Source organism: Oikeobacillus pervagus (assembly GCF_030813365.1).
GTDB lineage: Bacteria > Bacillota > Bacilli > Bacillales > DSM-23947 > Oikeobacillus > Oikeobacillus pervagus.
Genome location: NZ_JAUSUC010000020.1, coordinates 15061 through 41713 on the forward strand (window position 1 = coordinate 15061; position 26653 = coordinate 41713).

At 37.1% G+C, this 26653-nt stretch carries 22 protein-coding genes; 1 reads left to right on the forward strand and 21 read right to left on the reverse strand.

Features of this window, described 5'->3' with window-relative positions; genetic code table 11:
- Positions 1-200: 200 nt before the first annotated feature.
- From uvrC to zapA, 20 genes are all read right to left on the reverse strand, one after another.
- On the reverse strand, positions 201-1970 hold the full coding sequence (uvrC, locus tag J2S13_RS09135) for an excinuclease ABC subunit UvrC (protein WP_307257435.1): 1770 nt from the start codon (positions 1968-1970) through the stop codon (positions 201-203).
- Complete coding sequence (locus J2S13_RS09140; protein ID WP_307257438.1) at positions 1967-3427, reverse strand: hypothetical protein; 1461 nt, start codon at positions 3425-3427, stop codon at positions 1967-1969. Before J2S13_RS09140 ends, uvrC begins: the two co-directional genes overlap by 4 nt.
- A gap of 295 nt (positions 3428-3722) precedes the next feature.
- Entirely contained in the window at positions 3723-4676 is a 954-nt protein-coding gene (locus tag J2S13_RS09145; protein ID WP_307257439.1) for an FTR1 family iron permease, read from the reverse strand.
- A 24-nt stretch (positions 4677-4700) separates the two neighbouring features.
- Complete coding sequence (locus J2S13_RS09150; protein ID WP_307257440.1) at positions 4701-5459, reverse strand: hypothetical protein; 759 nt, start codon at positions 5457-5459, stop codon at positions 4701-4703.
- A 48-nt stretch (positions 5460-5507) separates the two neighbouring features.
- Entirely contained in the window at positions 5508-6281 is a 774-nt protein-coding gene (locus tag J2S13_RS09155; protein WP_307257441.1) for a glycosyltransferase family 2 protein, read from the reverse strand.
- A gap of 44 nt (positions 6282-6325) precedes the next feature.
- Positions 6326-7783, reverse strand: a complete 1458-nt coding sequence (locus J2S13_RS09160) for an alkaline phosphatase family protein (protein ID WP_307257442.1) — start codon at positions 7781-7783, stop codon at positions 6326-6328.
- Positions 7780-8715, reverse strand: a complete 936-nt coding sequence (locus J2S13_RS09165) for a lysylphosphatidylglycerol synthase transmembrane domain-containing protein (protein WP_307257444.1) — start codon at positions 8713-8715, stop codon at positions 7780-7782. Before J2S13_RS09165 ends, J2S13_RS09160 begins: the two co-directional genes overlap by 4 nt.
- Positions 8699-9652, reverse strand: coding sequence for an NAD-dependent epimerase/dehydratase family protein (locus J2S13_RS09170; protein WP_307257445.1), 954 nt, complete (start codon positions 9650-9652; stop codon positions 8699-8701). The genes J2S13_RS09165 and J2S13_RS09170 overlap by 17 nt, the downstream gene beginning before the upstream one ends.
- 206 nt (positions 9653-9858) lie before the next feature.
- Entirely contained in the window at positions 9859-11055 is a 1197-nt protein-coding gene (locus J2S13_RS09175; protein ID WP_307257446.1) for a hypothetical protein, read from the reverse strand.
- 165 nt (positions 11056-11220) lie between these two features.
- Positions 11221-11535, reverse strand: coding sequence for a thioredoxin (trxA, locus tag J2S13_RS09180; protein WP_307257447.1), 315 nt, complete (start codon positions 11533-11535; stop codon positions 11221-11223).
- Between the two features lie 301 nt (positions 11536-11836).
- On the reverse strand, positions 11837-12817 hold the full coding sequence (locus J2S13_RS09185; protein WP_307257449.1) for an electron transfer flavoprotein subunit alpha/FixB family protein: 981 nt from the start codon (positions 12815-12817) through the stop codon (positions 11837-11839).
- Between the two features lie 33 nt (positions 12818-12850).
- The gene (locus tag J2S13_RS09190) at positions 12851-13624 is read right to left on the reverse strand and encodes an electron transfer flavoprotein subunit beta/FixA family protein (protein WP_307257450.1); all 774 of its coding nucleotides are present in this window, start codon (positions 13622-13624) and stop codon (positions 12851-12853) included.
- A 71-nt stretch (positions 13625-13695) separates the two neighbouring features.
- The gene (locus tag J2S13_RS09195) at positions 13696-14469 is read right to left on the reverse strand and encodes an enoyl-CoA hydratase (RefSeq protein WP_307257451.1); all 774 of its coding nucleotides are present in this window, start codon (positions 14467-14469) and stop codon (positions 13696-13698) included.
- A gap of 30 nt (positions 14470-14499) precedes the next feature.
- Entirely contained in the window at positions 14500-15081 is a 582-nt protein-coding gene (gene fadR / locus J2S13_RS09200) for a fatty acid metabolism transcriptional regulator FadR (protein ID WP_307257452.1), read from the reverse strand.
- 119 nt (positions 15082-15200) lie between these two features.
- Positions 15201-16889 carry a long-chain-fatty-acid--CoA ligase gene (locus tag J2S13_RS09205; protein ID WP_307257453.1) on the reverse strand — a complete coding sequence of 563 codons (1689 nt, stop codon included), beginning with the start codon at positions 16887-16889 and terminating at the stop codon, positions 15201-15203.
- Positions 16890-17342: 453 nt separating this feature from the next.
- Positions 17343-17750, reverse strand: a complete 408-nt coding sequence (locus J2S13_RS09210; protein WP_307257454.1) for a DUF350 domain-containing protein — start codon at positions 17748-17750, stop codon at positions 17343-17345.
- 21 nt (positions 17751-17771) lie between these two features.
- The gene (locus J2S13_RS09215; protein ID WP_307257455.1) at positions 17772-20129 is read right to left on the reverse strand and encodes an endonuclease MutS2; all 2358 of its coding nucleotides are present in this window, start codon (positions 20127-20129) and stop codon (positions 17772-17774) included.
- A gap of 21 nt (positions 20130-20150) precedes the next feature.
- Positions 20151-21869, reverse strand: coding sequence for a DNA polymerase/3'-5' exonuclease PolX (gene polX, locus J2S13_RS09220; protein WP_307257456.1), 1719 nt, complete (start codon positions 21867-21869; stop codon positions 20151-20153).
- A gap of 369 nt (positions 21870-22238) precedes the next feature.
- The gene (locus J2S13_RS09225; protein WP_307257457.1) at positions 22239-22781 is read right to left on the reverse strand and encodes a CvpA family protein; all 543 of its coding nucleotides are present in this window, start codon (positions 22779-22781) and stop codon (positions 22239-22241) included.
- A gap of 7 nt (positions 22782-22788) precedes the next feature.
- Positions 22789-23049, reverse strand: coding sequence for a cell division protein ZapA (zapA, locus tag J2S13_RS09230; RefSeq protein WP_307257458.1), 261 nt, complete (start codon positions 23047-23049; stop codon positions 22789-22791).
- Between the two features lie 84 nt (positions 23050-23133).
- On the opposite strand from zapA, the gene rnhC reads away from it, so the two are divergent.
- Complete coding sequence (gene rnhC, locus J2S13_RS09235; protein ID WP_307257459.1) at positions 23134-24081, forward strand: ribonuclease HIII; 948 nt, start codon at positions 23134-23136, stop codon at positions 24079-24081.
- A gap of 141 nt (positions 24082-24222) precedes the next feature.
- Here the strand turns inward: rnhC and pheT are convergent, their stop codons facing one another.
- On the reverse strand, positions 24223-26637 hold the full coding sequence (gene pheT, locus J2S13_RS09240; protein WP_307257460.1) for a phenylalanine--tRNA ligase subunit beta: 2415 nt from the start codon (positions 26635-26637) through the stop codon (positions 24223-24225).
- Between the last annotated feature and the right edge of the window lie 16 nt (positions 26638-26653).

The following is a 26653-nucleotide window of genomic DNA, read 5'->3' on the forward strand; positions in this document are numbered from 1 at the left end:
AAGGCTGGAAACGGCTTCACTTTCTCCTAATTCTTTACATTTTTTATTGCTAGTAAGTTCATTAATTCCACTACTATTTGGTGAAAAACGGAGATGATCTCTGTCCTAGCAAAGTTTTGATTTTTGTTGTATTATGCCTGAAATTCACTTATTAGTAAGTATATCCCACATCTGTAGTTACTTCACAAACTATCACATTATTATTGTAATTTTTCGATTATAGTCGCAGCCACTTTTTTCGGGATTCCAATTTCAAGTAATTCATCGATGGAAGCTTCTTTCATCCGTTTAATCGATCCGAAGTGTTTTAACAAAAGTTTCTTTCTCTTTGGACCTATTCCTTCAATATCATCAAGAGCGGATTGAAAAGCAGATTTCCCTCGCAATTGTCGATGAAATGTAATCGCGAATCGATGAACTTCATCTTGAATTCGTTGTAATAAATAAAATTCTTGACTATTATGCTTTAGTGATACGGTTTGTAGGGGCTCACCATATAAAAGTTGTGATGTACGATGTTTTTCATCTTTTGCCAGGCCCGCTACTGGAATCGATAAACCTAATTCATCCTCCAATATTTCCTTCGCAGCTTCCACCTGCCCTTTTCCCCCATCGATTAGAATTAAATCAGGTAAAGGTAAATGGTCTTGTAACGCCCTCGTATATCTTCTTCGGATCACTTCTCGCATTGAATTATAATCGTCCGGTCCTTCGACTGTCTTGATTTTGTATTTTCGATATTCTTTTTTCTCAGATTTTCCATCGATAAATACGACCATCGCTGAAACAGGATCTGTTCCTTGAATATTTGAATTATCGAAAGCTTCGATTCGCAACGGGGTAGAAATCCCCATCGCTACTCCTAATTTTTCCACCGCTTTAATTGTTCTTTCTTCATCCCGTTCAATGAGAGCAAATTTCTCTTTTAATGCCATCCTTGCATTTTTTTCTGCTAATAATACAAGATCTTTTTTCTTCCCAATTTTCGGTTTAAACATCTTTACATGAATAAGTTTTTCCGCTAAATCTTCATCTACACTTTCTGGTAGGAATATTTCCTTTGGCTTAAAATGGTTTGCTTTTGAATAAAATTGACCAAGATAAGTCAAAAATTCTTCTTCTGGCTCATCATAAAATGGGAATAAAGACACATCACGCTCAATCAATTTTCCTTGTCGCACAAAAAATACTTGAACACACATCCATCCCTTATCGACTGCAAAACCGAAAATATCCCGGTCTGTAAAATCATTCATCGTCATTTTTTGCTTTTCCATCGTGGCTTCAATATGAGCGATTTGATCACGATATTCCATTGCACGCTCAAACTGAAGCTCTTCTGAAGCCTGATGCATTTTCTCCGTTAATACTTTCTTAATCTCCTGGTATCCACCGTTTAAAAATTTCGTGATTTCATCTGTCATCTCTTTATAAGTAGATTCACTAACTTCCTTCACACATGGAGCTAAACATTGTCCTAAATGATAATATAAACAAACCCGATCAGGTAATGTATGGCATTTTCTTAATGGATACAGACGATCTAATAATTTTTTCGTTTCATTTGCAGCCTGGACATTAGGATATGGGCCAAAGTATTTTCCTTTATCCCTTTTTACCTTCCTTGTCGTAATTAATCGTGGATGCCGTTCATGCGTTAATTTAATAAACGGATAGCTTTTATCATCCTTTAACATGACATTATATTTAGGGTCATGTTTTTTAATTAAATTCATTTCCAAAATTAACGCTTCAATATTTGAAGATGTGATAATATATTCGAAATCCTCAATTTCACTCACTAAGCGCTGTGTTTTACCGTCATGTGTTCCTGTGAAATAAGAACGCACACGGTTTTTTAATATTTTTGCTTTCCCGACATAAATGATCGTTCCTTGTCTATCTTTCATTAAATAGCAACCAGGTTGATCTGGAAGAATCGCTAGTTTATTTTTTATCATTTCGTTCATCCATTCCCACCTCCATCATGAACCCATTCATATAAAATAATGTCATTATAAACAGGATCGAACATTGATGATGAATGAAATTTCTTCACCTTTTTGACATATTTCTTTATCGATATATCAGTCTGAAGTTGAAAACCTGTCAATACATGATCTGTTATATAAATTTTCCTATTGGGTTGTTGTTTTACCTCGTTTAAAAAAAGATCCAACGTATAAATACGCTTATGTTCAAAAGGAGCTTGGTCAAATTCAAAAACCCTTGTTTCTTCCCAAGTATAGACGACCAATGGGCCCTTTTCCTTTGAAAGATACTGTTCAGCCTGAACAACTGCAGGTACTTCCCTCACTTGTTGCTCCATCAAATTTATGGACAAGATCCCCTGTAATAGAATATAAAGAGCCATGAGAGTCAACATCATTTTACTAGTCCAATTTGTGTAAAAAAAGAGAATGGCTGGTGCCAAAAAGATTAAGGGCAATATATGTCTAGGTTTATCAATATTTTGTGCAAATAATGCCCATATGAAATAAAAAACGAGGATCACGACAAGAGAAGAAAGTGTCACATCCATCTGCCCGCTTTTTTTCCAAAATGAATGACATGCTATGATAAAAAGAATAGAACCTATTCCCAATAAGACCTTTGATTCCGCGAATACTCCTACCCAAAGGAAATTATCAAGAAGCAGTTTCCACAAGCGCGACAAGAACGAAAGGTCATTCTCGGCGACAGTTCCTCCCCATTCAGTAAAATGTCCTTCAGTAAAGCCGAAAGCGATACGGATAAATGTTTGTAAACCACCTACATTTGCAATTAACGCACTAATCCAAATGAAATTACTCACTGCAAGAATCATCAATTGGAATACAATTCCCTTCCAATCTTTCGTTCGAACCCAATACCAACCCCAATAAAATACAATCCCACAAAAAACAGGAGCATAAGATAGGCGGATTCCCATTAAAATCGAAAAGAGGATCATTGGAAAGATTCCAGAATCCATCGTTTTCTTTTGAAATGCACGATGTAAAGACCAAATAAACCACCATAATATACTAATGGCAGCCCCTTCTGATATGGGTTGTTGCAATAAAGTGGAAAAATAGGGTTGCGTCTGAGTGAATAACACGATCATTGCCGAAGGAATAGCGGAAACATATCTTCTAGAAAGGAGATAAACCGGAACGATCGTACTCATAAATAATAACTTATTAAAAATAGTTAAGGCATGACTAGCATCCCCTATCCAATTATGAAGAAACATCCCCCCTAAAATAAATAAAGGATAGCCTGGAAAATGGGGTTGCATATTTAACAAATCAAATTGCTCTACTCCTAAAACAAAATCGACCTGATCCCATGTTGAAACGGTAGCAGAACCTAAATAAAAAGCACAAGTCCAATAAATCAAAAGAAATACCGATATGACGATCCATTTTATATTTTTTACTTTCATATATTCCCTCAAAATCTTTAGTTATTTTATTATATCATGGAGTGAGACATTCCTCATTAGAGGGTTCTAGTCCTCCAGTTGGATGTTGAACGATTCTCATTTTCCCTATCTAAGTTGAACAGGATTTTTTATGTAAAAAATAAAAAAAGCCCCGCATGAAAGCAGGTGTAAAAAAGGGGACTTATTCAAATATGGAGCTAACTTATAACATTTTGTCTTTAAGGAGAAAAGCCAAGCCGTTCTTATAGGAGAAATCGTACTCTTTCAGAACGGCAAGGCTGCCAAAATATGAATCTTATAACTTCTGCTCTGCTATTGGATCAGAAGAAGAAGCTGTTTCTTTTTTCTTTTTAGAAGGGCGAATTTTTCCCGAATTGATTAATTTCATCCAAATTCCAACTAATATAAAATAGAGCCAGTAAGCTAACACTTGTTCAAGTGAAGGGTCATGACTATAACCGAACATAGCTGACATAAACAAGCCAACCTGACCGCTGATCATCGTTTCCTTCCCTGTATCACGTTCAAAGTGAAGTTCATCTTGGTAATGTTCTGGCATAAAAGCGACGATATCATATACAGGTTCTGGTTTTCCTTCCGCATTCGTATACAATGAACCCATTTTCCCCATATCTTGCATTACACCGATTCCTTGTACAAGGAGTCCTGCTGCAATAAACATAATTAAAATTCCTGTCACATTAAAGAATGTTTTCAATGAGAATCTCATCGTTCCTGAGAAGAATAAATAACCTAGTACTAGGGCCATCAATAAACCCGCTAAAGCCCCGTAGCTTTGGAAAACCTTTGTCACATCTCCACCGCTAATCGCCGCAAAGAAGAATACGGTTTCAACCCCTTCTCGGACGACAATTAAGTAGGAGTGAATAATCATCGCTGAAATGCTACCCGTCGATAAGACAGCATCGAGTTTCTTCTGCATTTCCGTGTTTTTACCTTTGGATTCTTTCTTCATCCAAAGAATCATATGGGATAAAAGAAAAACAGACGCAAACATAATGCCAACTTTTAAGTACAATTCACTTCCGAAACTAGCAAACCCTGTGAATACGACTTGGAATAATAAAGCAGCTAAAAAACTTGTAATAAGTGCTAAAAACACACCTACAAAGACCCATTTCTTGTAACGATCGGCGTTTAAACGGGTTAGATAAGACAGTATTAAACCAACGATTAAGATCGCCTCTAACGCTTCGCGAAGGGTAATCAAAAATGCTTGAAAATCCATTCCGTTGTCCCCCTTTTACAAAGACTACCTTTTCTTCTGCTTTCTTTTATTATTGACAATTAAGACAATAAGCAGGGCGATTAACCCTACAGAAAACCATAACCAAAAACTTGAACTACCTTCATTGCCCATCTTGTCAAAAAGGCCTAAATTTTCTTCTGTTAAATGGCTTTTATCTTTTTCCACTTCAGACACAATAGGAAATTGTGGCTGTAACTTGTCAATGATGAACTGAACCTTTTGGTCAAATGTTTCCCTATCACTTTGTTTATTTCCGATTCCGAACAATCCAGGGTTTCCTAGGGCTTTTAATGCCTCATCAAACGCTTGGTAGATTTGATCTGCTGATGATTGATCCGAATTTTTTGAGTAAATAGGCTCTAATATAGAATAAGTTCCTCGAGCTTTTGCGAGCAAGAGCTTAGCTTGACCATAGTCTTCAAATTGTTCCTGTGCAAAATGAAGGCGTCTTTCAATATTTAGGCGCATTGCTGCTTGCCAGCTTCGCCGAAGTAATTCTTTATCCTTGTCTTTAAAGGCTTCTGAAATGTCTGGTTGTGTTTTTTTAAAATAAAGATCAAATTCCTTTTTATATGTTTCATAAACTTGTTCGGCACGATTCCAATCATCATTCTCCAAATGCTTATCAAGTTCTTTATAGGCTTCTGCCATTTTTTCCTTTCCTGGATCCCCATAGGAATAAGCAAAAGCTGATGATGGAAATAATATGTAATTGAAAGTAACTATCATTATCAGACCAAAAAAAAGTAAAAACTTTTTCATTCATACATCCTCCTATGATTTTAATGATAATGATTATCAATCATAATGTCAATCGCTATTTTTTAAAATTTCGTTCTCTTTGAACTCTGCCATTTTATGCTGATCTTTTTGAATGTGGATGCGGTCAACTGGTCTTCTCATTTCCTTATAAATGGCCGGTATTACATTGGTCATATACGCTTTAAATTTAATAAATGATTGTCCCTTTGTTCGGACTTGATATTGAATAGGGATTTCTTTCACACGGAACCCTTTTCTAACGATATTTAATGTAATCACTTGAGCATAGTTATAATCATGAATAATTTCAGCATGTTCCATTACTTGTTTCGAAAAAGCTCTCATCCCCGATTGACCATCATGCAGCCATTTCCTCAGTAAAATCGATTGTAATAAAGTAAAGCAATAGTTTCCTAACCGTCGATGTAACCTCATCCCTTTGATGGTCCCTAGAAATCGCGAACCCATCGTATAATCCGCTTCTCCCTCAAAAATAGGCTGTAATAATGACGGAATGCTGCGAGCCGGATATTCTGCATCCGCATCAATCATGACACCAATGTCAGCCCCAAGACGAAGACATTCCTGCAAACCTCTTCGAACTGCGGCCCCAAGTCCGCTGTTCTTCTCCATATGAATAACTTCATCCGCACCCGCTAATTCTGCCACCTCAACGGTTCTATCTGTTGAACCGTCGTTAATCACAATCACCTTCACCTCGACTAAAGGGTGAAACGAACGGGGAACCTCTTGAATCACATCCGCGATCGACTTCTCTTCATTATAAGCTGGCAAAAAAACAACTACTTTCTGTTTATACACCGAAGTTCCTTCCTTTCAAAACAAACCAACATTCCTCTGTTATATTATTTCTCTTTCGTTTCAATAAAAGCCTCCTGCAATACTGGTCCGCGGGCATGGCTAGGTAGCGGAGCCCCTAATATATACGCAATCGTTGAAGCTAAAGATACTAAACTATGTTTTTCTTGTATCTTGACACCTTTTTTTATATTAGGACCATTCATAAAGAACGGAACAAATCTTTCCCCTTCATCCAAATGCCCATGACCACCAATTCCATCTGCTTGCCCATGGTCCGCACAAATGAATAAGGTCGTATTCTCCATTTTTCCTTCAGCCTTTAACCAATGTACAAAATCTTCAATCAGTCCATCTGCTTCTTTGATTTTTTGCAAGTACTCATCATATAAAACTCCCCGGCTATGACCGGTTTGGTCCGTCGCAATCATTTGCACGATAAAAAGATCGGGGTCTTGCTCTTTCATAATTTTTTTGGCACGTTTCATAATGTTCACATCTGCCACATCATTTTTCATGACAGCTGTCACCGTTTCAACGTCGTCTCCCATAGAATCCACTAAGTGAGCAATCCCTAGCAAGCGACCTTTCTTACCAATTTTTCTTAAAGAATCAAAAATACTTTCCACTTTAATGCCTAACTTCCAAACCATGTTTGATTTTATTCCATGTTCAGCTGGATAAGTCCCTGTAAACATAGAGGAAAAACAGACGACCGTTCTCGCTGGATAAACGGTTTCCATATTCGTATATTCAACCCCGCCTTCTTTCAGGGCATCTAAAAAAGGAGTTTCCGCTTCATAGAAACGTTCTTTTCTCATTCCATCTACTACAATCACAACCACTTTATCTGCCTGATGCCCCTCTTCCGGCTTTGGCATATGGGCATATGATGGATACATTTTTGGTTTCCAATCGAATAAATAGTGATGTAAAATCCATGTAAAGAGGAAGATTGCCACATAAAATATAGAAACATGTATCCAATTGATTATACTATCATTTATTTGACTTTGTAAGAACATTTCCCACATCATTAATAATAGTAGAAATTTAGGAAGCTGTTCTTGAGCATTCCCACTCGTTGAATCACTATTTTTCAATACTAATTTCCAAAAACGAGTAAAATTTAACCAGGAGGTGCCTATTCGAAGATGATAATAAAGAGTCCCCCAAAAGAACACCGTAAAGAAGAAAAACAACCCGATCGCCAAAAACATAAGAGAATAATAGATTTGTCCAAATAATAGAATATAAGCGATAAATGGAATCCATAAATAATTTCTTAAAAACAAAGGAAAATCATATATAAAATAAAGAATGAACAGCGGCAGCACGCACGCAAAACTGATCAAAAGATTCAAAAGAAATTCACCATCTGTTAATTGTGAAAAATGGAAAATGAAGATGGTTCCTATAACAAAAATGGGAGTAAACGGCTTCCCTTCATTTAAAAGATTCCAACATCTTGCAGCAATTTTTTCAAATTTTGAAGCGCTTTTCATGCCTCATTCCTCCTTTCTTTTTGCCATTTTCCTACCTCACCAAATGTGATGGGATAGATCATCCAGGCAATAAATCCGATAAAAAAAGAAAATAAAAATTTTAATCCATGACTAATCAGAGCCGTTATCATTCCAAATTCAACTGGGAAATCCACTGTTTTCATCGCTAAACTCATAATCGTTTCGTAATTGGCAATTCCTCCTGGTGTCATTTGAAAGGTTTGGCCAATAATCGTGATGCTGTTTACCCAAATAGCTGTCACAACATGAATCGAAGAACCTAACGCACTTACAACGGTCATAAGTACGGCAGCTTCCATCAACCAACTAATAAAAATGAGGAAAAAAACCGGAATTGTCTTCCATTGAAAAAAAGTCTGTTGAAAAAAGGAATATTGTTTATGAAAAAAATCTGGAAACTTTGTAATAATAATAAAAGCCAACACGATTCCACCAGAAATCATCATGACAAGAGGTAACATTGAAAATTGAAAGTACAGCGGTACCAAAAAAAGGCCTAAAGAAACAATGATAATTAAAGAAAAGATATCGAATAGTCGCATGATCACGACAGATTGTAAACATAAAGAGAAATCGAGGTGTTTCTCCCGCTTATAGAAAACATACGACCGAAAAAGATCTCCCACTTTAATCGGTAAAAGATGGTTGACAAGTAAACTGTACCAAATACCAATCATCGCAGTGGACAGCGAAAAACCTTTTCCTACATACCATTTCCATGCAATTCCTTTCAATAGAAAAGAAATAAAATAGAACATCAATCCTAGACTAATAAATAAAGGATGCTCTCCTATTTTTTTTAAAGAAGTTAAAAAAGTTTCCGTTTGGAAAAATGTCGAAATGAGATAGAAAAACAATATTAATATAGCGAAACTAATCAAACGTTTCACTTGTCTATAAATATTTTTCATATTCATAAGCCCAGGAAATAGTTCTCTTCAATCCCTCCTCAAAGGAAACTTTAGGAGAAAAGTCTAGCTCAGATTTCGCCTTTGAAATATCTGCCCATGTAGAATGAACATCCCCTTTTCTCGTCGGTTTATTTTCAAGACGGAAACGGCCGAATTGTCCGGTCAAATGATCTAGTAAAGAATTCATCGAAATGGGATGACCCGCACCAATATTATATATTTTCGTTTCCGACGCAAAATGGTTCATGGCCAAAATAATTCCTTCTACGATGTCATCTACATATGTGTAATCCCTTGCGCTTCCCTTTCCATAAACCGAAATAGGCTCCCCTTTCATTATTTGTTTAATAAACTTAGCGATCGCCATATCAGGTCTTCCCCATGGTCCATATACAGTAAAAAAACGTAGAATCGTTAACTGAAATGAATAAAATGATGCATATACATGACAAAAAGACTCTGCACTCCATTTAGCAGCAGCGTATGGGGAGATCAATCTTCCATTTGCCATCTCCTCTTTTAATGGGATTTGGGGTTGGTCCCCATACACAGAAGAGGAGGAAGCAAAAATAACTTTCTTTACCTCTGATGTTCCAGCAGCTTCCAGTACATTAACCGTTGCTTTAATATCGTAATCAATATAGGCTAATGGTTGTTCTAATGAATAACTTACCCCTGGCAAGGCAGCAAGATGGATCACAACGTGTGGAGAAATATCGAGAAATAATTTCTTTGTTCCCACTGGATCTAGCAAATCATGACGATAGAAATGGACATTTCCGAAATTTCTGATTTGTTGTAAATGAACTTTCTTTCTTTCGTTAGAATAATAAGGATGTAAACAATCGACTATATAGACGTCATAACCTAACTGGATTAATTTTCTACTTAAATTCATTCCTATAAAACCGGCACCACCGGTTATGAGTATTCTCATGATTTATTCACTCTTTCATCTCATGCCATTTTATATCTATTTATCCTCCCCTTATGAATGGGCAGTAAAAAATCCATCAAAGTGAAGTTTCACTTTATTCTACCACATACACTCCTACATGAGAAAAGTCGCTATTGAATAAGCGACTTTTCATTATGGTCATGAGCTCTTTACTACTACATATCGTCTATTTAAGAAGGACTCTGTTATTTTATTTGATTTAAATCGGCTAGGATTGCTTCACTCGTAGCCTTGGCTTCATCTACTTTGTTCTCAGAAATTTGTTGGAACCATTTTTCGGCATTTGCACTTAATTCTTTTGCTTTTTGTTCACCAAGTTGATCTTTGATTTGGATTTCAATCATATTTGTAAACATATTTCCCTCTAGAGCCGAAATTTTTGCATCTATTTCTTTATTTTCTTTTAAAGCAGCAGGTGCTTTTTCATGATATGAAAATATTTTTCCTTTTATAGCTTTATTAAAAAGACTTTTCACTTCAGCTGCTTTAATTGCCTTAGGATCATTATCTAAAGCAAATAATGTATTTAATTGCTTAGAAGCGTCTTCATCCCCACCAGACAACGAATCTTTAATCGCTTGGAAAAATCCGTACGCTTCGGCTTGCATAATTTTTAACTTTTCTTCTTCGCCCGCTTGCCCAGCTTCGTCCATTTTTTCTGCATATCCATTTGCAGCTAAATAGAAAATTTTATAAATGGATTTATCTGTTAATTGAATATACACGTTGAAATCGTCTTTTTTATCTTGAGTTAATGCTTCTTCCTGAACAGTCAAGCCGTTGTTAATATTTTCAGCGATACTGTCTTCACCTGTAAGTTGGTAATAATTATCGCGTTTTTCAGCTGTAGGGATAAAAATCTCGGTTGATAATTTTTTAATTTCTTCAAACTTTGCTTTTGCTGTTTCTTTATCCCCTTTTTCAAGATCGGCTACAATTTCTTTTTGTAAACTTTTTTGCTTTTGATAAAAATAAGATTGTGTTAATTTATCAGTAAGTTGAAGGGCTACAATTTCATCAATCTGTCCGGTCTTTCCACCTTCGATCGCTGCTTCAATTGATTGGGCGAATTCCCCATTTAATTGATTAACAGCTTCTTGCATTTGTTTTTTATAAGCTTCCTCTACTGCATTCCAGTCGGCTTTTTGTCCTTCTTTCACTTTACCTAGTTCAGATGTATATGTATTATAAGCCTCTAATTGGTTATTGACACTATATTCTTTCACTTGTTCTTCTTTTTCCGCTTTTTGATCCTCAGAAGGTTGTGCTTCTTCTTGTTTATTTTCTTTTTTAGGAGCTTCTTCATTGGCTCCACAAGCTGCTAAAATCGTACTGGCCGCTATAAATGATGCAAATATTCTTCTCAATTCTCTTTTCTTCATATGTATAACCTCCACCGAATTCTATATATAAATGATAATGATTTTCAATCTAAAATGATTATACCGATAATAAATATCATCGTCAATCCATTTTCTCATTTTCTCCTCAGAAAACAAAAGCTCCGGACCTACTTAAGTAGGCCCGGAGCTTTTCATATTCAAATATTAGGCATGTTTGTTTACTAAATCAGCTAAAGCTTCTTTCGGTTGGAATCCAATTACTTTATCGACTGGTTCACCATTTTTGAAAAGGATAAGAGTCGGGATACTCATGACACCAAATTGACCAGCTGTTTGAGAGTTTTCATCTACGTCAAGTTTAGCAATTTTCACTTTATCTCCTAGGTCCCCATCTAACTCCTCTAGAACAGGTGCAATCATTTTACAAGGTCCGCACCATGGTGCCCAGAAATCCACTAAAACAAGACCATCTTTTATCTCTGAAGCAAATGTTTGATCCGTTACTTTTACAATCGCCATCTTTCTACCTCCTAATGCATATACTACCGTAAGTATAACACCTATTGAAAAAGGATGCTATTTTTTTGTTTCTAATGTAATATTCCCCATCTGCCTCCAAATTATTACTTACCTTATGTATTAGCAAAGGAGATTATCCAGAATCTTTGTCACTTGAGGTGAGAAGTTCGATGTGGGTTTAAGGAGGGCTCAGCGATTGACCAATTGTTTCTATTGAAAACTTTTGAAAAAGGATAGAAAGCGACCGCTCGCTCGGCCGCTTTCTAAATTCAACCTCATATTCTTATCATTCAGTGTTCTATCAAGAAGAAGCCACTTTTAATTTCTTGAACTCTTCTGTTAACATTGGAACGACTTCAAATAAATCGCCGACAATTCCGTAATCAGCAACATTGAAGATATTTGCTTCAGGATCTTTGTTGATAGCAACAATGACTTTTGAGTTTGACATACCAGCTAAATGTTGGATCGCTCCTGAAATACCGCAAGCGATATAAAGATCTGGAGTTACAACTTTACCTGTTTGTCCAATTTGTAATGAATAATCACAATAATCAGCATCACACGCACCACGTGAAGCACCAATTGCTCCTCCTAATACGCCTGCTAATTCTTTTAATGGTTCAAAGCCTTCTTCACTCTTCACACCACGGCCACCCGCGATAACAACTTTCGCTTCTGATAAATCTACACCTTCACTTGCTTTACGTACTACTTCTTTAATGATGGTACGTAAATCTTTAATATCAGCGGATACAGAGCTAACTTCGCCAGTGCGAGATGCATCTTTTTCAAGTGGTTGAATATTGTTTGGTCGAATGGATGCAAAAACAATACCATCTACCACAATTTTCTTTTCAAATGCTTTCCCAGAGTATATTGGGCGAGTGAATACAACATTACCTCCAGCTACTTCTACAGAAGTGACATCTGAAATAAGTCCAGTTCCCAATTTACTTGCGATTTTCGGTGAAAGATCCTTTCCTAAAGCTGTATGACCAAATACAATTCCTTCAGGATTTTCAGATTCAATCACTGCCATCATAGCTTGAGAATAAGCATCAGATGTATACTGTGTCAATTTCTCATCTTCTACAACTACTACACGGTCTGCACCGTATTGAATCAATTCTTCTCCTAAAGCGCTTACAGCGTCACCAAGTAAAACCCCTACTACTTCTCCACCCTCTGCGACTGTTTTACCAGCTGCAATTGCTTCAAACGATACGTTTCTTAGTGCCCCATCACGAGCTTCTCCTAGTACTAAAACTTTTTTTGCCATTTACATAACCTCCTGTCTGTTTCTATTGTTTTATCAAACTACTTTTGCTTCTGTGTGTAATAATTGAACAAGTTCTTTTACTTGATCCCCTAGATCACCTTCTAAAACTTTTCCAGCTTCTTTAGTTGGTGGTAAGAAGATTTCAGTTGTTTTCGTTTTAGCTTCCACATCATCTTCATCTAGATCAAGATCATCTAATTCTAATTCTTCAAGCGGCTTTTTCTTCGCTTTCATAATTCCTGGTAAAGAAGGATAGCGTGGCTCATTTAAACCTTGTTGAGCTGTTACTAATATTGGTAATGATGTTTCAATTACTTCGGAGTCCCCTTCAACATCGCGAACAATTGTTGCTTTTTCACCGTCAATGTCTAACTTAGTAATTGTCGTAACGTAAGGGATTCCAAGTAAATCAGCAACGCGTGGTCCTACTTGTCCACTTCCACCGTCAATTGCGACATTTCCTGCTAAAATAATGTCTGCTTCTTTGTCCTGTAAGTATTCTGCTAAAATTTTTGCTGTAGTAAATTGATCACCATTTTCAACATCATCTTCAATATTGATTAAGACAGCTTTGTCTGCACCCATCGCTAAAGCAGTGCGAAGTTGCTTCTCACTTTCGTCATTTCCAACAGATACTACCGTAATTTCGCCGCCTTTTGCATCGCGAATTTGAATAGCCTCTTCAACAGCGTACTCATCGTAGGGGTTAATGATAAATTCTGCCCCATCTTCATTGATAGCGCCGTTAGAAACGGTGATTTTTTCCTCTGTATCAAAAGTTCTTTTTAATAATACATAGATGTTCATGGTTTCGCCTCCTATATTTTATCTATCTTTTCTTTCCTTTTAAAAAATTAGGAAAATTTATTATAAAAAAATTACTCGCCTTTAAATACTGCTTCCCTTTTTTCAATGAAAGCTTGAATTCCCTCTTTGGCATCGTTTGTAACGAATACTTCTCCGAACAGTTCTGCTTCCTTCGAAACTCCTTCAGAGAATTTTGCTTGTTTCGCATAACTCATCAATTCGATGGACGCTTTCATCGTAGCTGGACTTTTTTTAGAAATGTCTTGAGCCAACTTGCGAGCATTTGGAAGCAATTGCTCTTCATCATAAGCATGATTGGCAAGACCTAATTGTACGGCTTCAGATCCCGTAATTGGTTTGCTAGTTAGGAGCATTTCCATTGCTTTGGCTATCCCAACATAACGAGGAAGTCGTTGTGTCCCTGCAAACCCAGGTATAAGGCCTAATGATAGTTCAGGTAGTCCAAGCTTTGCCTTTTCCGTTACTAAACGAATATGGCAACTCATTGCTAGCTCTAATCCTCCACCAAGTGCTGCACCATGAATGGCCGCAATAACTGGTTTCGAAAAAGATTCAATCCTTTCAAATACATTTTGACCCCTTTGTGATAATACAGAAAATTCTTCTTTACCTGGAATAGTGGTGAATTCCTTAATATCCGCACCAGCTGAGAAGAATCTTCCATCACCATAGAGTAGAACGACACGAATTTCCTTGTCAGACTCAATTTCATTTAAAATAGAATCTAATTCCTCAATTAGCCCACTTGATAATGCGTTGGCTGGCGGTCGATTTATTTGGATTTCACCAACCATACCATCTTTTTTCAAAGATAAGTATTCCATTAGTACGCCCCCTTTTTACCAAAAACCATTCTACGCTGATAATCCTGACATTAGTAGTTTTGAGACAGTTGGGGCAAGAGCTACAAGATCATATTTTTGATCATTCATTACCCATGTAGTGACAATTTCGTCAATCGTCCCAAAAATCATTTGTCGTGTTATGCGAATATTTAAATCCGACTTAAATTCTCCTGATTCGACACCTTCAGATAAAATTTTTTCAATCAGTTTCAAATAATCTTTTAACACATTATTAATTTTCAATCTTAATTCTTTATTAGATTGGCGAAGTTCCAACTGAGTAACTACTGCTAAATGACGATCATCAGACAATATCGTGAAATGATTTTCTAGCATCAATAATAATTTCTCCGCAGCCTTCTGTTTTCCTGCTACAACTTTCTCTAAATTTTCGACAAAATTCTGCATTTTTTCCTGAAAGAGAGAAATCAGGATGTCTTCTTTATTTTTAAAATATAAATAAATGGTTCCATCTGCTACTCCTGCACGCTTTGCTATTTTCGAAACTTGAGCAGCATGATAGCCATTCTCTGCAATTGCAATAACGGCTGCATCAATAATTTGATGATATTTAGGTTTGTTTCTTTTCATGGGCTATTTTCCTTTCAAACACCTTTTGAAAAATGAATGATTATTCATTCACAATTCTATAATACTCTTTTTTGTCTAATCGTGTCAAGAATAAAATAACCCATGAAACATCCTTTTTCCTAATTTATTTTTTCAAGTTTTTGTTTTTCTTCATCTAAAAGTGCACGTCTTAAAATCTTCCCAACAGCTGTCTTTGGTAATTCATTCCTGAATTCATATAGTCGAGGAACTTTGTATGCAGCTAAATGCTTTCTAGCAAATTGATCCAATTCTTCTTCCGTTATGTTAGTCCCTTTTTGCAGTACAACATAAGCCTTCACGGTTTCACCCCGATATGGATCCGGTACTCCAACAACGACAGCTTCCTGTACAGCTTCATGTTCATATAAAACTTCTTCCACTTCACGAGGATAGATATTATAGCCACCTGCAATGATCATGTCTTTCTTCCGGTCGACAATATAGAAATAGCCTTCTTCATCCATATACCCTATATCTCCTGTATACAACCAACCATCTTTCAATGTCTGCTCTGTTTCCTCTGGTCGATTCCAGTAACCCTTCATCACTTGTGGCCCTTTTACGACGAGCTCCCCTATTTCATTCGGTGGTAGTTTCTCACCAGTTTCTAATGATAAAATAGCAGATTCTGTATCAGGCCATGGAACACCGATACTTCCTTTCACTCGTTTCGATCCCCATAAAAAGTTCGCATGTGTAACTGGAGAGGATTCTGTTAACCCATATCCTTCTACTAGTTTTCCTCCCGTGATTTGTTCGAATTTTTCTTGAATTTCAACCGGGAGTGGAGCAGATCCGCTAATACACGAGTTGATGGAGGAAAGGTCATAATTCTTTAATTCAGGGTCATTTAACAGACCAATATACATAGTTGGCGCACCCGGAAATAAGGTCGGGCGTTGCTTTTCAATCGCCTTTAAGGTTGTTTTTACATCAAATTTCGGGATTAGAATCATCTTATACCCTTGCATAATTGATAATATCATGACAGCCGTCATCCCGTAAACATGGAAAAATGGCAGCATGGCAAGGACCACTTCTTCCCCTTTCTTGCATTCATACAGCCATGCATCACACATTGAAGAATTTGCAACTAAATTTTTGTGTGTAAGCATGACCCCTTTTGGAAAGCCCGTCGTTCCACCTGTGTATTGTAGAAGGGCTAAATCTTCTTCAAAGTCTAATTCTAATGGAATGTTTTCTGCTTTTTCCGTTGCGATGATATTTTTAAATAGATGATTAGACCCTCTATGCTCAACACTAACTGATAAACCTGTTTGCTTCCTTTGAATAAATGGATAAATGAAATTTTTTGGAAATGGCAGATAATCTTTGATAGCGGTTACAATGATGTGCTCGAGGTTTGTCTTATTAAAAACTTTCATAACGCGTGGATAGATGAGATCTAATGTAAGGATTATTTTTGCTCCCGAATCTTTCATTTGATACTCGATTTCTCGTTCAGTATAAAGTGGATTCGTTTGAACCACAATCCCTCCAGCGTATAAGACACCGAAGTATCCGATGATTGCTTGCGGGGTGTTTGGGAGCATGATTCCTACTCGATCCCCCTTTTGGATTCCCAGTCTCTTTAAATATTTTGCAAATTTCAGAGCAGATACATACAGTTCATTATATGTTAGTTCCTTTCCCATAAAATGAACAGCGATCTTATTTGGATACTGTTCTGCTGCCCTTGTTAAATAAGCTTGTATGGGAATTTGCTCATATTCCAATGAGGTTGGAATCTCTTTCGGGTATTGATTCAGCCAGGGCTTTTGTGTCATAAGACCCCTCCTTAAACTGTTAGAATATTTTTAAAATTAATTTTATTATAATACAAACTTATATCAATGACAATTTCCTTTATAGTAATGGTACCTTTTGAATAAAGTGAAACTTCATTCAGTGGGGGTTTTCTTCATCCCCAACTGAATGTTAGTTAACCTTATCGGGCCTTTAGGGGCTGTGATCCTCTACCTATCTTCTTTGTTTCCAAATCATTTTAAGGTGGAGGTTTACTGCCCGTTAAGTCAGGAGAAATGAATGTGCAATTCGAAAAATATCAAATAAGACTGTCTTAAAAACGAGAAGATCGGCATTTTTAAGACAGCCCCTTTTAGCTAAAACTATGATTATATTATGCAAAAAACAGTAAATAAATAACTCCAACAACAACAAAGAGTCCACATAAACCGATTAACACTTTTGCCAATGTTTCCATTCTACCACTGCTCCCTTTATGACACTCCTGCACCAATGACGAATGATAACCCAACAGATATTACCATGGAAATAAATCCAACTGCACGATTATCATTTTCGATTTCTTCATCAATTTTAAAATTTGGGGTTAAAAATTCAAAGATAAAATAACCAGATAATAAGAGGAAAAAGCCAAACACTCCACAACTAATCATTTCAATAAGTGAATCATGCTGCAAAATGGAATGTCTGAAGATGTTAGCAATCCCGAAAATCTTTCCACCTGTTGCCAATGCTACAGCCATATTCCCCTTTTTGATTTCTTGCCAGTTTTTATACTTCGTTACAAGTTCAAAAATAGCTAAGAAAATAACAAGAAAAAGGATCACTACACTATAATAACCTGTTAACTGAACATATTGATTTTCCCAGAATTGATTCATTGTCGAATTTTCCCCTTAGATTTATTTTAACTCGACAACAGTCACACCGCTGCCGCCTTCACCAGCTTCACCAAGTCTTGTTCCTTTAACGGAACGGTGATTTTTCAAGTATTGCTGCACACCTTTTCGAAGTGCACCTGTACCTTTTCCGTGAATGATGGATACTCTTGGATAACCAGCTAAAATTGCGTCATCAATATATTTCTCAACCTTTAGTAAAGCATCTTCATACCGTTCTCCTCGAAGGTCTAATTCGAGTTTTACATGATAGTCTCTTCCTCTCACTGTTGCAAGTGGTTTCGTTTCCGCTTTCTTATCCGATTTTATAAATTCTAAGTTCGATTCTTTTACCTTCATTTTCATAATGCCCATTTGCACTAGCCATTCATTATCACTTACTTTTTCGACTAAATGCCCTTTTTGATCAAAATTTACAACTTTCACTTCATCTCCAGGTTGATACGAATGGAGTTTCTTTTTTACCTTCTTCATATTTGATTTCGCGATTGAAGGGACTGCATCAGATAATCGTTTTCTTGCCTCAATTAATTCGTGTTCTTTCACTTCAGCATTTTTTTGCAGACGCAATTTTCTTAAATCGCGAATGACCTCTTCTGACTCTTCTTGCGCTTTTTCCACAAGTGATTTCGCTTTTCTTTCTGCATTTGCAATCATTTCATCCTTATGCTCATAGAACTCGATCATTTGTTTTTGTAACTCTTTTTGCAGTTTTTCGGCATGTTTTAAATATTCTTTTGCTTCTTTTTCTTCTTGTTCTGCTAGTTTTTTACTTCGTTCTAAAGAAGCAATCATATTTTCTACTTCATTCGTGTCCGTTCCAATATGTTTTCGGGCACGTTCGATTACCCATTCTTGCAAACCAAGTTTTTTTGAAATTTCGAATGCATTACTACGTCCTGGCACCCCAATAAGCAGACGATAAGTGGGACTCAATGTTTCCACATTAAATTCTACACTCGCATTTACGACCCCATCGCGATTATAACCGTAAGCTTTTAATTCAGGGTAATGGGTTGTTGCAATAATCCGTGCCCCTCTATCATGGACTTCATCTAAAATAGCAATCGCCAGTGCTGCTCCTTCCTGAGGATCTGTCCCCGCCCCAAGTTCATCAAACAATACTAAACTATTGGCATCGACTTCTTTTAAAATGTCGACAATATTCACCATATGGGATGAAAACGTACTTAAGCTCTGTTCGATTGATTGTTCATCCCCAATATCAGCGAATACAGACTGAAATACCCCAATTTCAGATCCCTCTCCAACGGGTATTTGCAATCCAGCTTGAGCCATAAGAATCGCTAATCCGACTGTTTTCAATGTAACGGTTTTCCCACCGGTATTAGGGCCTGTAATGACGATTGCCGTAAATTCATTTCCCAATTCAATATTATTTGCCACTACTTCTTCTAACGGAATTAATGGATGACGTGCTTGAACGAGACGTATATATCCTCTCTCATTCACACTTGGTTTTGAGGCTTTAATCGTTTTCCCGTATTTGGCCTTTGCAAAGACAAAATCAAGATCGGATAAAACGCGGACTAGCACGAATAATTCGTCCGCATTTTCATCTATAAACCCAGTCAATCTGAATAAAATCCGTTCAATTTCTTCTTGCTCTTTCAGCTTAATTTCTCTTAATTGATTATTCAATTGTACGACCGATTCTGGTTCAATAAATAATGTTTGACCCGAAGCCGATTGATCGTGAATAATCCCTCCATAATGAGATCGGTATTCTTGTTTCACTGGAATGACATAACGATCATTTCGAATCGTGACAATCGCATCAGAAAGCATCTTCTGAGCATTTTTTGAACGAATCATGCCCTCCAATTTTTCACGAATTCTTCCTTCACTCGTTCTTAATTGGGAGCGGAGATGGCGAAGAGTATCGCTCGCTGAATCGAGCACATCACCGTTTTCATCTATCGCCTGTTTGATTTCTTCATGTAATGAAATTAATATAGGTAGTTGTTCTTCTTTGGACGATAAGATAGGTAGATCAATCTCCTTCTCTTCAATTAGCTCTACTATATATCTTTTCATCATTCGACCTGCGTGAATGGTACTACCTATCTGAACAAATTCTCCTCCATTTAACATGCCACCAATTTGTGCTCTTTTCACATGTGCTCGAATATCATATATTCCACTTAATGGAGCATGACCGGTTAATCGTAAAGCCTGTACTGCTTCATCCGTCTCATCTTGCAGGCGCACCACCTCTTCATATGAAGTGGCAGGAATCATTGTATCTACTTTTTCCTTTCCCAGTGAGGAAGAAGCATATTCTTTCAGTAATTCTTTAATCTTGTAAAATTCTAATGTAGATAAAACTTTTTTATTCACGGATGAAAGATCCCCCTATTTCTAGTTATTCCTTGTCAAGAATTGTTGCAGTTGCTCAAAGCAATGCGTGTTTAATACGTTCTCCGTCTTGATCCACCCTTTTCGCGCTGCCTTCACTCCCATTTCCATAAAATTTAAATGTTCGATCGAGTGAGCATCTGTATTAATGAACACTTTCACCCCAGCTTCTTGAGCCTTTTTTAAGTTGGGAGCACTTAAATCTAATCGATGGGGATTAGCATTCAATTCAAGTGCGGTATTGGTTTTCGCAGCTAATTCTATTAATTCATCCATGTCCACACTGTATCCGTCTCTTCTACCGATTAAGCGGCCCGTTGGATGAGCAATTAAATCAACATGTGGGTTTTCCAACGCCGTTCTTAATCGTTTCATAATGGTGGACTTAGGCTGAGAAAAACTTGAATGGATTGATGCGATGACAAAATCTAATTCACTCAGCAAATCATCATCATAATCAAGGGTTCCATCTGGCAGAATATCCATTTCCACTCCTGATAAAATGACGATATCATCATATTTTTCATTCAGTTGTCTAATTTGCTCCTGTTGCTTTCGAAGTCGATCTGGTGTAAGACCGTTTGCTACCTTTAAATATTGAGAATGGTCGGTGATGGCCATATAGTGATATCCTTTTGCTCGGCATGCATTGATCATTTCTTCTAAGGAATAAGCACCATCTGACCATGCTGTATGCATATGCAAATCCCCACAAATTTGATCAATCGTAATTAGGGAATTTTCCTCAGCGAAATCCTCCACCTCTGAACCGTCTTCTCGAATTTCGGGTGGAATCCATGGTAACTGAAAATGATGGTAAAACTGTTCTTCAGACTGAAATGTTTTGATTTCCCCTGTTTCCATATTTTCCACACCATATTCACTAATTTTCTCCCCACGTTCTTTTGCTAATTGCCGCATTCGAACATTATGTTGTTTTGACCCTGTAAAATGATGTAAAGTCGTGGCAAATTGTTCAGAAGTGACAAGTCGAAAATCAACAGACACATCCACCTTATCTTCAAAAATAAGCGACACTTTTGTATCACCTGATGCAATAATTTCCTTTTGATTGGGCATTTGTAGTAATTGTTCTCGTACGAGCTTCGGTGCTTTCGTAGCAATGATAAAATCTAAATCTTTGATCGTCTCCCTCATTCTACGGAGGCTTCCCGCCATAGAAAACTGTTCAATTTCTTTTATTTTCCCCAATTCATTGGCTATTTTTTCAGCTACATCACTCATGAAAGCAATCGGTAAACGCTCAGGTCGGGATCCAACTTGATGAATCGCCGCTAAAATTTTTTCTTCCGTTTTGTCTCCAAATCCCGCCAACGTCTGAACTTGCTTATTTTCACATGCATCTTTTAATTGATCGATATTTGTAATGGCTAGTTGTTGATAAAGCTTGGAAATTTTCTTTCCCCCTAAGCCTGGTAGCTGTAAAAGGGGAATTAATCCTTTAGGAACTTGTTGTTGCAATTCAAGTAGGACAGAAGAGCTCCCCGTTGTCCTGTACTCCTCAATCACCGTTGCCGTTCCTTTCCCTATTCCTGCTAATTTTTTCACATCATCTATTTCACTTAAACTGCGGTCATCATTTTCTAATGCAAGAGCCGCCTTACGAAATGCGGATATTTTAAATGGATTTTCTCCTTTTAATTCCATATAAATTGCAATTTGTTCTAATAACCTAATGACATCTTTTTTATTGATCGCCATGATTTCACCTGCAAATATGTTTGATTTTATACTTATCCTACTATATAGTATCAGAGACGCACGTGAAGAACAAAAACAGGGATTTTCACTACTTCCTTTTGAGTGAAATTTCCTTTTTAAAAGGTTTTATATGTATGAATTTCTTTTTTTAGAGCTGTATTAATGGCTCATGTTGATTGGAGCAGGAGGCGTGAAAACTCCTGTTGGGAAAACAGGCCTCACAGGCTTAAAGCGCCGAGGAGGCTCGCCGTACCACCCGCCAAAGAAGAGGCGCCTGTAGTGGGAATCAATAGCCAAGTTAACACTGGTTTTTTCGCACACAAAAACGAGGCGATCCCGCAAAGCAACTGACACGGGACAGCCTCATATTTACAATGCATCGACTTTGAACGATAGCTGTTGTAAACCCTCAGATAAAAACGGGGTATGGTTGATGATTATGCCTGATAAAAACGATTGATCTATTAAGGAATGTATGCCTTCATTTGGGATGAGTGCTCCTAAATATAGCAGAACAAATAAAAGAATATAGACTTCCAAGAAACCTAATACTCCACCGCCAAGGCTGTTCATTTGTTTGATAATCGGAATGCTTGCAACTGTATTAAGAATAGATCCAATGATATGTAGAGCTATTTTACTAACAAAAAAGATGATGATAAACGCGATAGCTCCGTAATAAAAATGTTCAAAAGGAACTACTTTTGAAAAGAGTGAAAATGCTGTATTCCCATTGATTGGAGGCAATGGAATGATACTCACAAGCTTTGGTGCCAGTAAATCATAGGTCATATACGCAATAATTAAGGAGAGAATGGCACTGCCCATATGAATAAGTTGTAAAATCAGCCCTCTTTTTAACCCGATTATAATGCCGCCAATTAAAAGGAAAAAAAGAATAAGATCCATCATAATTACATCATTCCTTTAATTGTTTAATATCATTTTGAAGTTGTTCCAAATCTTCTTTCAATTTCACATAGTCATGAATCGTGTTAACCGCTGTTAAGACGGCTAGCTTCGTAGTACTAAGCGAAGGATTCTTGAAACTTATTTCACGCATTTTTTCATCGACCATTTCCGCAACAAGGCGAATATGGTTAGATGATTCATCTCCGACAATTACATATTGTTGTCCGTATATATCAACAGTAATTTTGTTTCTCTGTCCGTCCGACAATTGAAATGCCTCCATTCATTAAGAATCCTAAACTTAAATATATCATGAAATTGAATGAAAAGGAAAGTAGAAAGGAGTTTGTTTATGTCAAATATTGTCTTGCATATGAGTCGTGAAATCATCTCAAAGATGAGAAATGATTATCAAGATTTCTTATTATCTAAGATTCCAACAGGTGCGGTTTTTACGGCGAAAACAAACGGCTGTACGATTACAGCTTATAAATCAGGGAAAGTCCTTTTTCAAGGAGCCAACGCAATGAATGAATCGTCTCGTTGGGGGAATTCTTCACCCTCTCCAACGAAGAAAAGAGCTGTAAAGAGTGGAACAAAAATACAGTTACCTGACGGTTTTTCCACTCTTTCTGTCATGGGTAGTGATGAAGTCGGAACAGGCGATTATTTCGGTCCGATGACGGTTGTCAGTACCTATGTAAAAACGGAACAAATGGACATATTAAGGGATTTAGGGGTTCGTGATTCTAAACATTTAAATGACGATCAAATCATTAAAATTGCAAAGGAGTTACTTCATCATATTCCTTATAGCTTGCTCGTGTTAAGAAACGAAAAATATAATAAAATGCAAAAAGCAGGGATGTCTCAAGGGAAATTGAAAGCTCTTCTCCATAATCAAGCCCTTTTAAATTTATTAAAAAAAATTTCGCCTGAAAAACCCGATGCAATTTTGATAGACCAATTCGCTGAAAAAACAACCTACTTCCGTTATCTCCAAAACCAAAAAGAAGTTTGCAGGGAAAATGTTTATTTTAGTACGAAAGGGGAAAGTGTCCATCTTTCTGTAGCAGCGGCTTCTATTTTGGCACGATATGCCTTTGTGAAGGAATTTGACAAACTGAGTAAGGAAGCCGGTTTTACCTTACCTAAAGGAGCAGGAAAACAAGTTGATGAAGCAGGAGCAAGATTAATCTTACAAAAAGGGGAAGAATGTTTATTAAAATTTACAAAACACCATTTTGCTAATACGCAAAAGGCAAAAGCTATTGTTCGAAAAATACAAGGAAATCTTTAATAAAAAAAAGGTTGGAGGGTTCAAATTGAATGGATCGAACTCCCCAACCTTTTTTAGTATATCATTATTCTAACAAAACGGTCCTTCATTTCCACTTAGAATCCGATAGATCATTATGATTGCTCCTAGCTTCACCAATCCTTATCCTCTTAGTTCAGCATTTACTTGCTCTTTCACCGCATTCAATACTTTCTCATGCGCTTTCACTACTTCATCATCTGTCAATGTTCTTTCAGGATCAAAATAAGTTAAGGAGAAGGCGATTGATTTTTTGCCTAGTTCCATATGTTCTCCTTCATAAAGGTCAAAAAGATGAACATCTTTTAATAATTTTCCTCCAGCTGTTTGGATTATGTTCGCGAGCTCACTTGCCTGCACAGAGCTGTCTACCACTAGCGCAATATCTCTCGTAATAGAAGGGAAGCGAGGAATTGGCTCATAATGTAATGGAGACGCCTCTTTTTCTAAAAGATAAGTCGCATCCAATTCGAATACATAAGTATCTTTCAAATCTAACTCTTTTTGAAGTTGCGGGTGGACTTGCCCGATGATTCCAAGTACTTCTCCATTGAATAAAATCTTGGCTGTACGTCCTGGATGCAGGCCATCTAATTTAGCCTTTTGAAACTCAATGCTACTCTCTATAGAAAGCTTTTTAAATAGACCTTCTACAATCCCTTTGACGACAAAGAAATCAACTGGTTTCTTTTCTCCTTGCCATTCATGAGTTTCCCATAATCCTGTGATTGCCCCTGCTAAGTGTTCTCTTTCTTCTGGCAATTCATTTTCATTGTTCTTTAGGAAGATTGTTCCTAATTCATAAAATCCGACCGCATCATTTCGGCGGGCCACATTGTATGAAACACTTTCTAATAATTGTGGAATTATGCTTTGACGTAGAAAACTTCTTTCTTCACTCATAGGCATAGCTAAACCAATTGACTCTCTCTTATTTAATGCAAATTGCGTACTTTTCTCTTCACTTGTTAACGAATAAGTCAAAGCTTGATATAACCCTGCCCCTTCTAATAAATGGCGAACTACACGGCGTTTCTCTTGATATTTTGTCAGCCCACCTGGAATCGCTACTCCAACCGGCAATGTTGTCGGCAAGCGATCATACCCATATAGACGAGCAACTTCTTCAACAAGATCTTCTTCAATTGTAATATCACCTCGTCTAGTTGGAACCGTTACTTGGAATGTATGACCATCGACAACATTTTCAAATTTTAGGCTAGTGAAAATAGCTGTCACTTCTTCGGTTGATAATGTAGTACCTAATACCCGATTTATTTTTTCCAATGAAATAGAAATCTTTTTTGGCTCACGATTCATTTCTCCAGCTATCACACTACCTTGAAGGACTTCTCCACCCGCGTATTGTTGTAGTAATTGGGCCGCTCTTTCTGCCGCCGCATGAACACGGTTGGGGTCAACTCCTTTTTCAAAACGGGCACTCGCTTCACTGCGTAATCCATGATCCTTCGAAGCCTTTCGAACAATTTGACCATTGAAATAAGCAGATTCGATGAGTACAGTCGTCGTATCATTTTGCACTTCTGAATTCGCTCCACCCATCACTCCAGCAAGAGCAATAGGTTCCTGACCATTTGTAATGACTAAATGTTCACTTGATAACATGCGTTCCACATCATCTAATGTCGTCATTTTTTCCCCTTGATGGGCACGGCGGACGACAATCTCTTTAGAGCCAAGGCGTTGATAATCAAAAGCATGAAGAGGTTGACCATATTCTAATAAAATAAAGTTTGTAATATCCACGACATTGTTATGAGGACGAATCCCCGCAGACATCAATCGAGTTTGCATCCATAAAGGCGATGGTGCTACTTTCACATTTTTAATGACTTTGGCAATATATAATGGATTGTCTTCCTTCGCATCAATCGAAACGGAAATATAGTCTGTCGCTTTTTCATTACTTTCATCTGCTTTTGGATGAGGAAGTTTGACATCCTTCTTAAGAATGGCTGCCACTTCATACGCAACACCAAGCATACTTAAACAATCCGAACGATTTGGAGTTAATCCTAGTTCTAAAACATGATCATCTAAATTTAATTGTGCAAGGGCATTCGATCCCACTTCTACGTCATTTGGGAATACAAAAATTCCTTCTGCATATTCCTTTGGTGTGATCTTTCCCTCAATTCCTAATTCTTGTAAGGAACAGATCATCCCATTTGATGGTTCTCCACGAAGTTTTGCCTTTTTAATTTTAAAGTTTCCTGGTAAGACGGCACCTACTTTGGCCACCACCACTTTTTGACCTTTGGCAATGTTTGGAGCCCCGCAAATAATTTGAACAGGATCTCCCTCTCCCAAATCAACTTGACATATATTTAATTTATCTGCATTTGGATGTTGTTCACATTCAACAACATAACCGACGACTACATTTTTGATTTCATCGCTCGGACATTCTACCCCTTCTACTTCGATCCCGCTTCGTGTAATTTTTTCTGCCAAATCGTTTGCATCTATGCCCGATAAATCAACATACTCTTGAAGCCATTTATATGAAACAAACATATTAGTTTACCTCCTA

Bases quoted from the DNA above. Each gene is read 5' to 3' on its own strand.
- J2S13_RS09205 (WP_307257453.1), bottom strand. From the start codon at position 16,889: ATGACACAAAAGCCCTGGCTGAATCAATACCCGAAAGAGATTCCAACC.
- J2S13_RS09160 (WP_307257442.1), bottom strand. From the start codon at position 7,783: ATGAAAAGCGCTTCAAAATTTGAAAAAATTGCTGCAAGATGTTGGAAT.
- J2S13_RS09165 (WP_307257444.1), bottom strand. From the start codon at position 8,715: ATGAAAAATATTTATAGACAAGTGAAACGTTTGATTAGTTTCGCTATA.
- fadR (WP_307257452.1), bottom strand. From the start codon at position 15,081: ATGAAAAGAAACAAACCTAAATATCATCAAATTATTGATGCAGCCGTT.
- J2S13_RS09145 (WP_307257439.1), bottom strand. From the start codon at position 4,676: ATGGATTTTCAAGCATTTTTGATTACCCTTCGCGAAGCGTTAGAGGCG.
- pheT (WP_307257460.1), bottom strand. From the start codon at position 26,637: ATGTTTGTTTCATATAAATGGCTTCAAGAGTATGTTGATTTATCGGGC.
- J2S13_RS09185 (WP_307257449.1), bottom strand. From the start codon at position 12,817: ATGGCAAAAAAAGTTTTAGTACTAGGAGAAGCTCGTGATGGGGCACTA.
- J2S13_RS09190 (WP_307257450.1), bottom strand. From the start codon at position 13,624: ATGAACATCTATGTATTATTAAAAAGAACTTTTGATACAGAGGAAAAA.
- J2S13_RS09225 (WP_307257457.1), bottom strand. From the start codon at position 22,781: ATGATGGATCTTATTCTTTTTTTCCTTTTAATTGGCGGCATTATAATC.
- J2S13_RS09150 (WP_307257440.1), bottom strand. From the start codon at position 5,459: ATGAAAAAGTTTTTACTTTTTTTTGGTCTGATAATGATAGTTACTTTC.
- rnhC (WP_307257459.1), top strand. From the start codon at position 23,134: ATGTCAAATATTGTCTTGCATATGAGTCGTGAAATCATCTCAAAGATG.
- J2S13_RS09170 (WP_307257445.1), bottom strand. From the start codon at position 9,652: ATGAGAATACTCATAACCGGTGGTGCCGGTTTTATAGGAATGAATTTA.
- polX (WP_307257456.1), bottom strand. From the start codon at position 21,869: ATGGCGATCAATAAAAAAGATGTCATTAGGTTATTAGAACAAATTGCA.
- J2S13_RS09210 (WP_307257454.1), bottom strand. From the start codon at position 17,750: ATGAATCAATTCTGGGAAAATCAATATGTTCAGTTAACAGGTTATTAT.
- uvrC (WP_307257435.1), bottom strand. From the start codon at position 1,970: ATGAACGAAATGATAAAAAATAAACTAGCGATTCTTCCAGATCAACCT.
- J2S13_RS09175 (WP_307257446.1), bottom strand. From the start codon at position 11,055: ATGAAGAAAAGAGAATTGAGAAGAATATTTGCATCATTTATAGCGGCC.
- J2S13_RS09195 (WP_307257451.1), bottom strand. From the start codon at position 14,469: ATGGAATACTTATCTTTGAAAAAAGATGGTATGGTTGGTGAAATCCAA.
- J2S13_RS09140 (WP_307257438.1), bottom strand. From the start codon at position 3,427: ATGAAAGTAAAAAATATAAAATGGATCGTCATATCGGTATTTCTTTTG.
- trxA (WP_307257447.1), bottom strand. From the start codon at position 11,535: ATGGCGATTGTAAAAGTAACGGATCAAACATTTGCTTCAGAGATAAAA.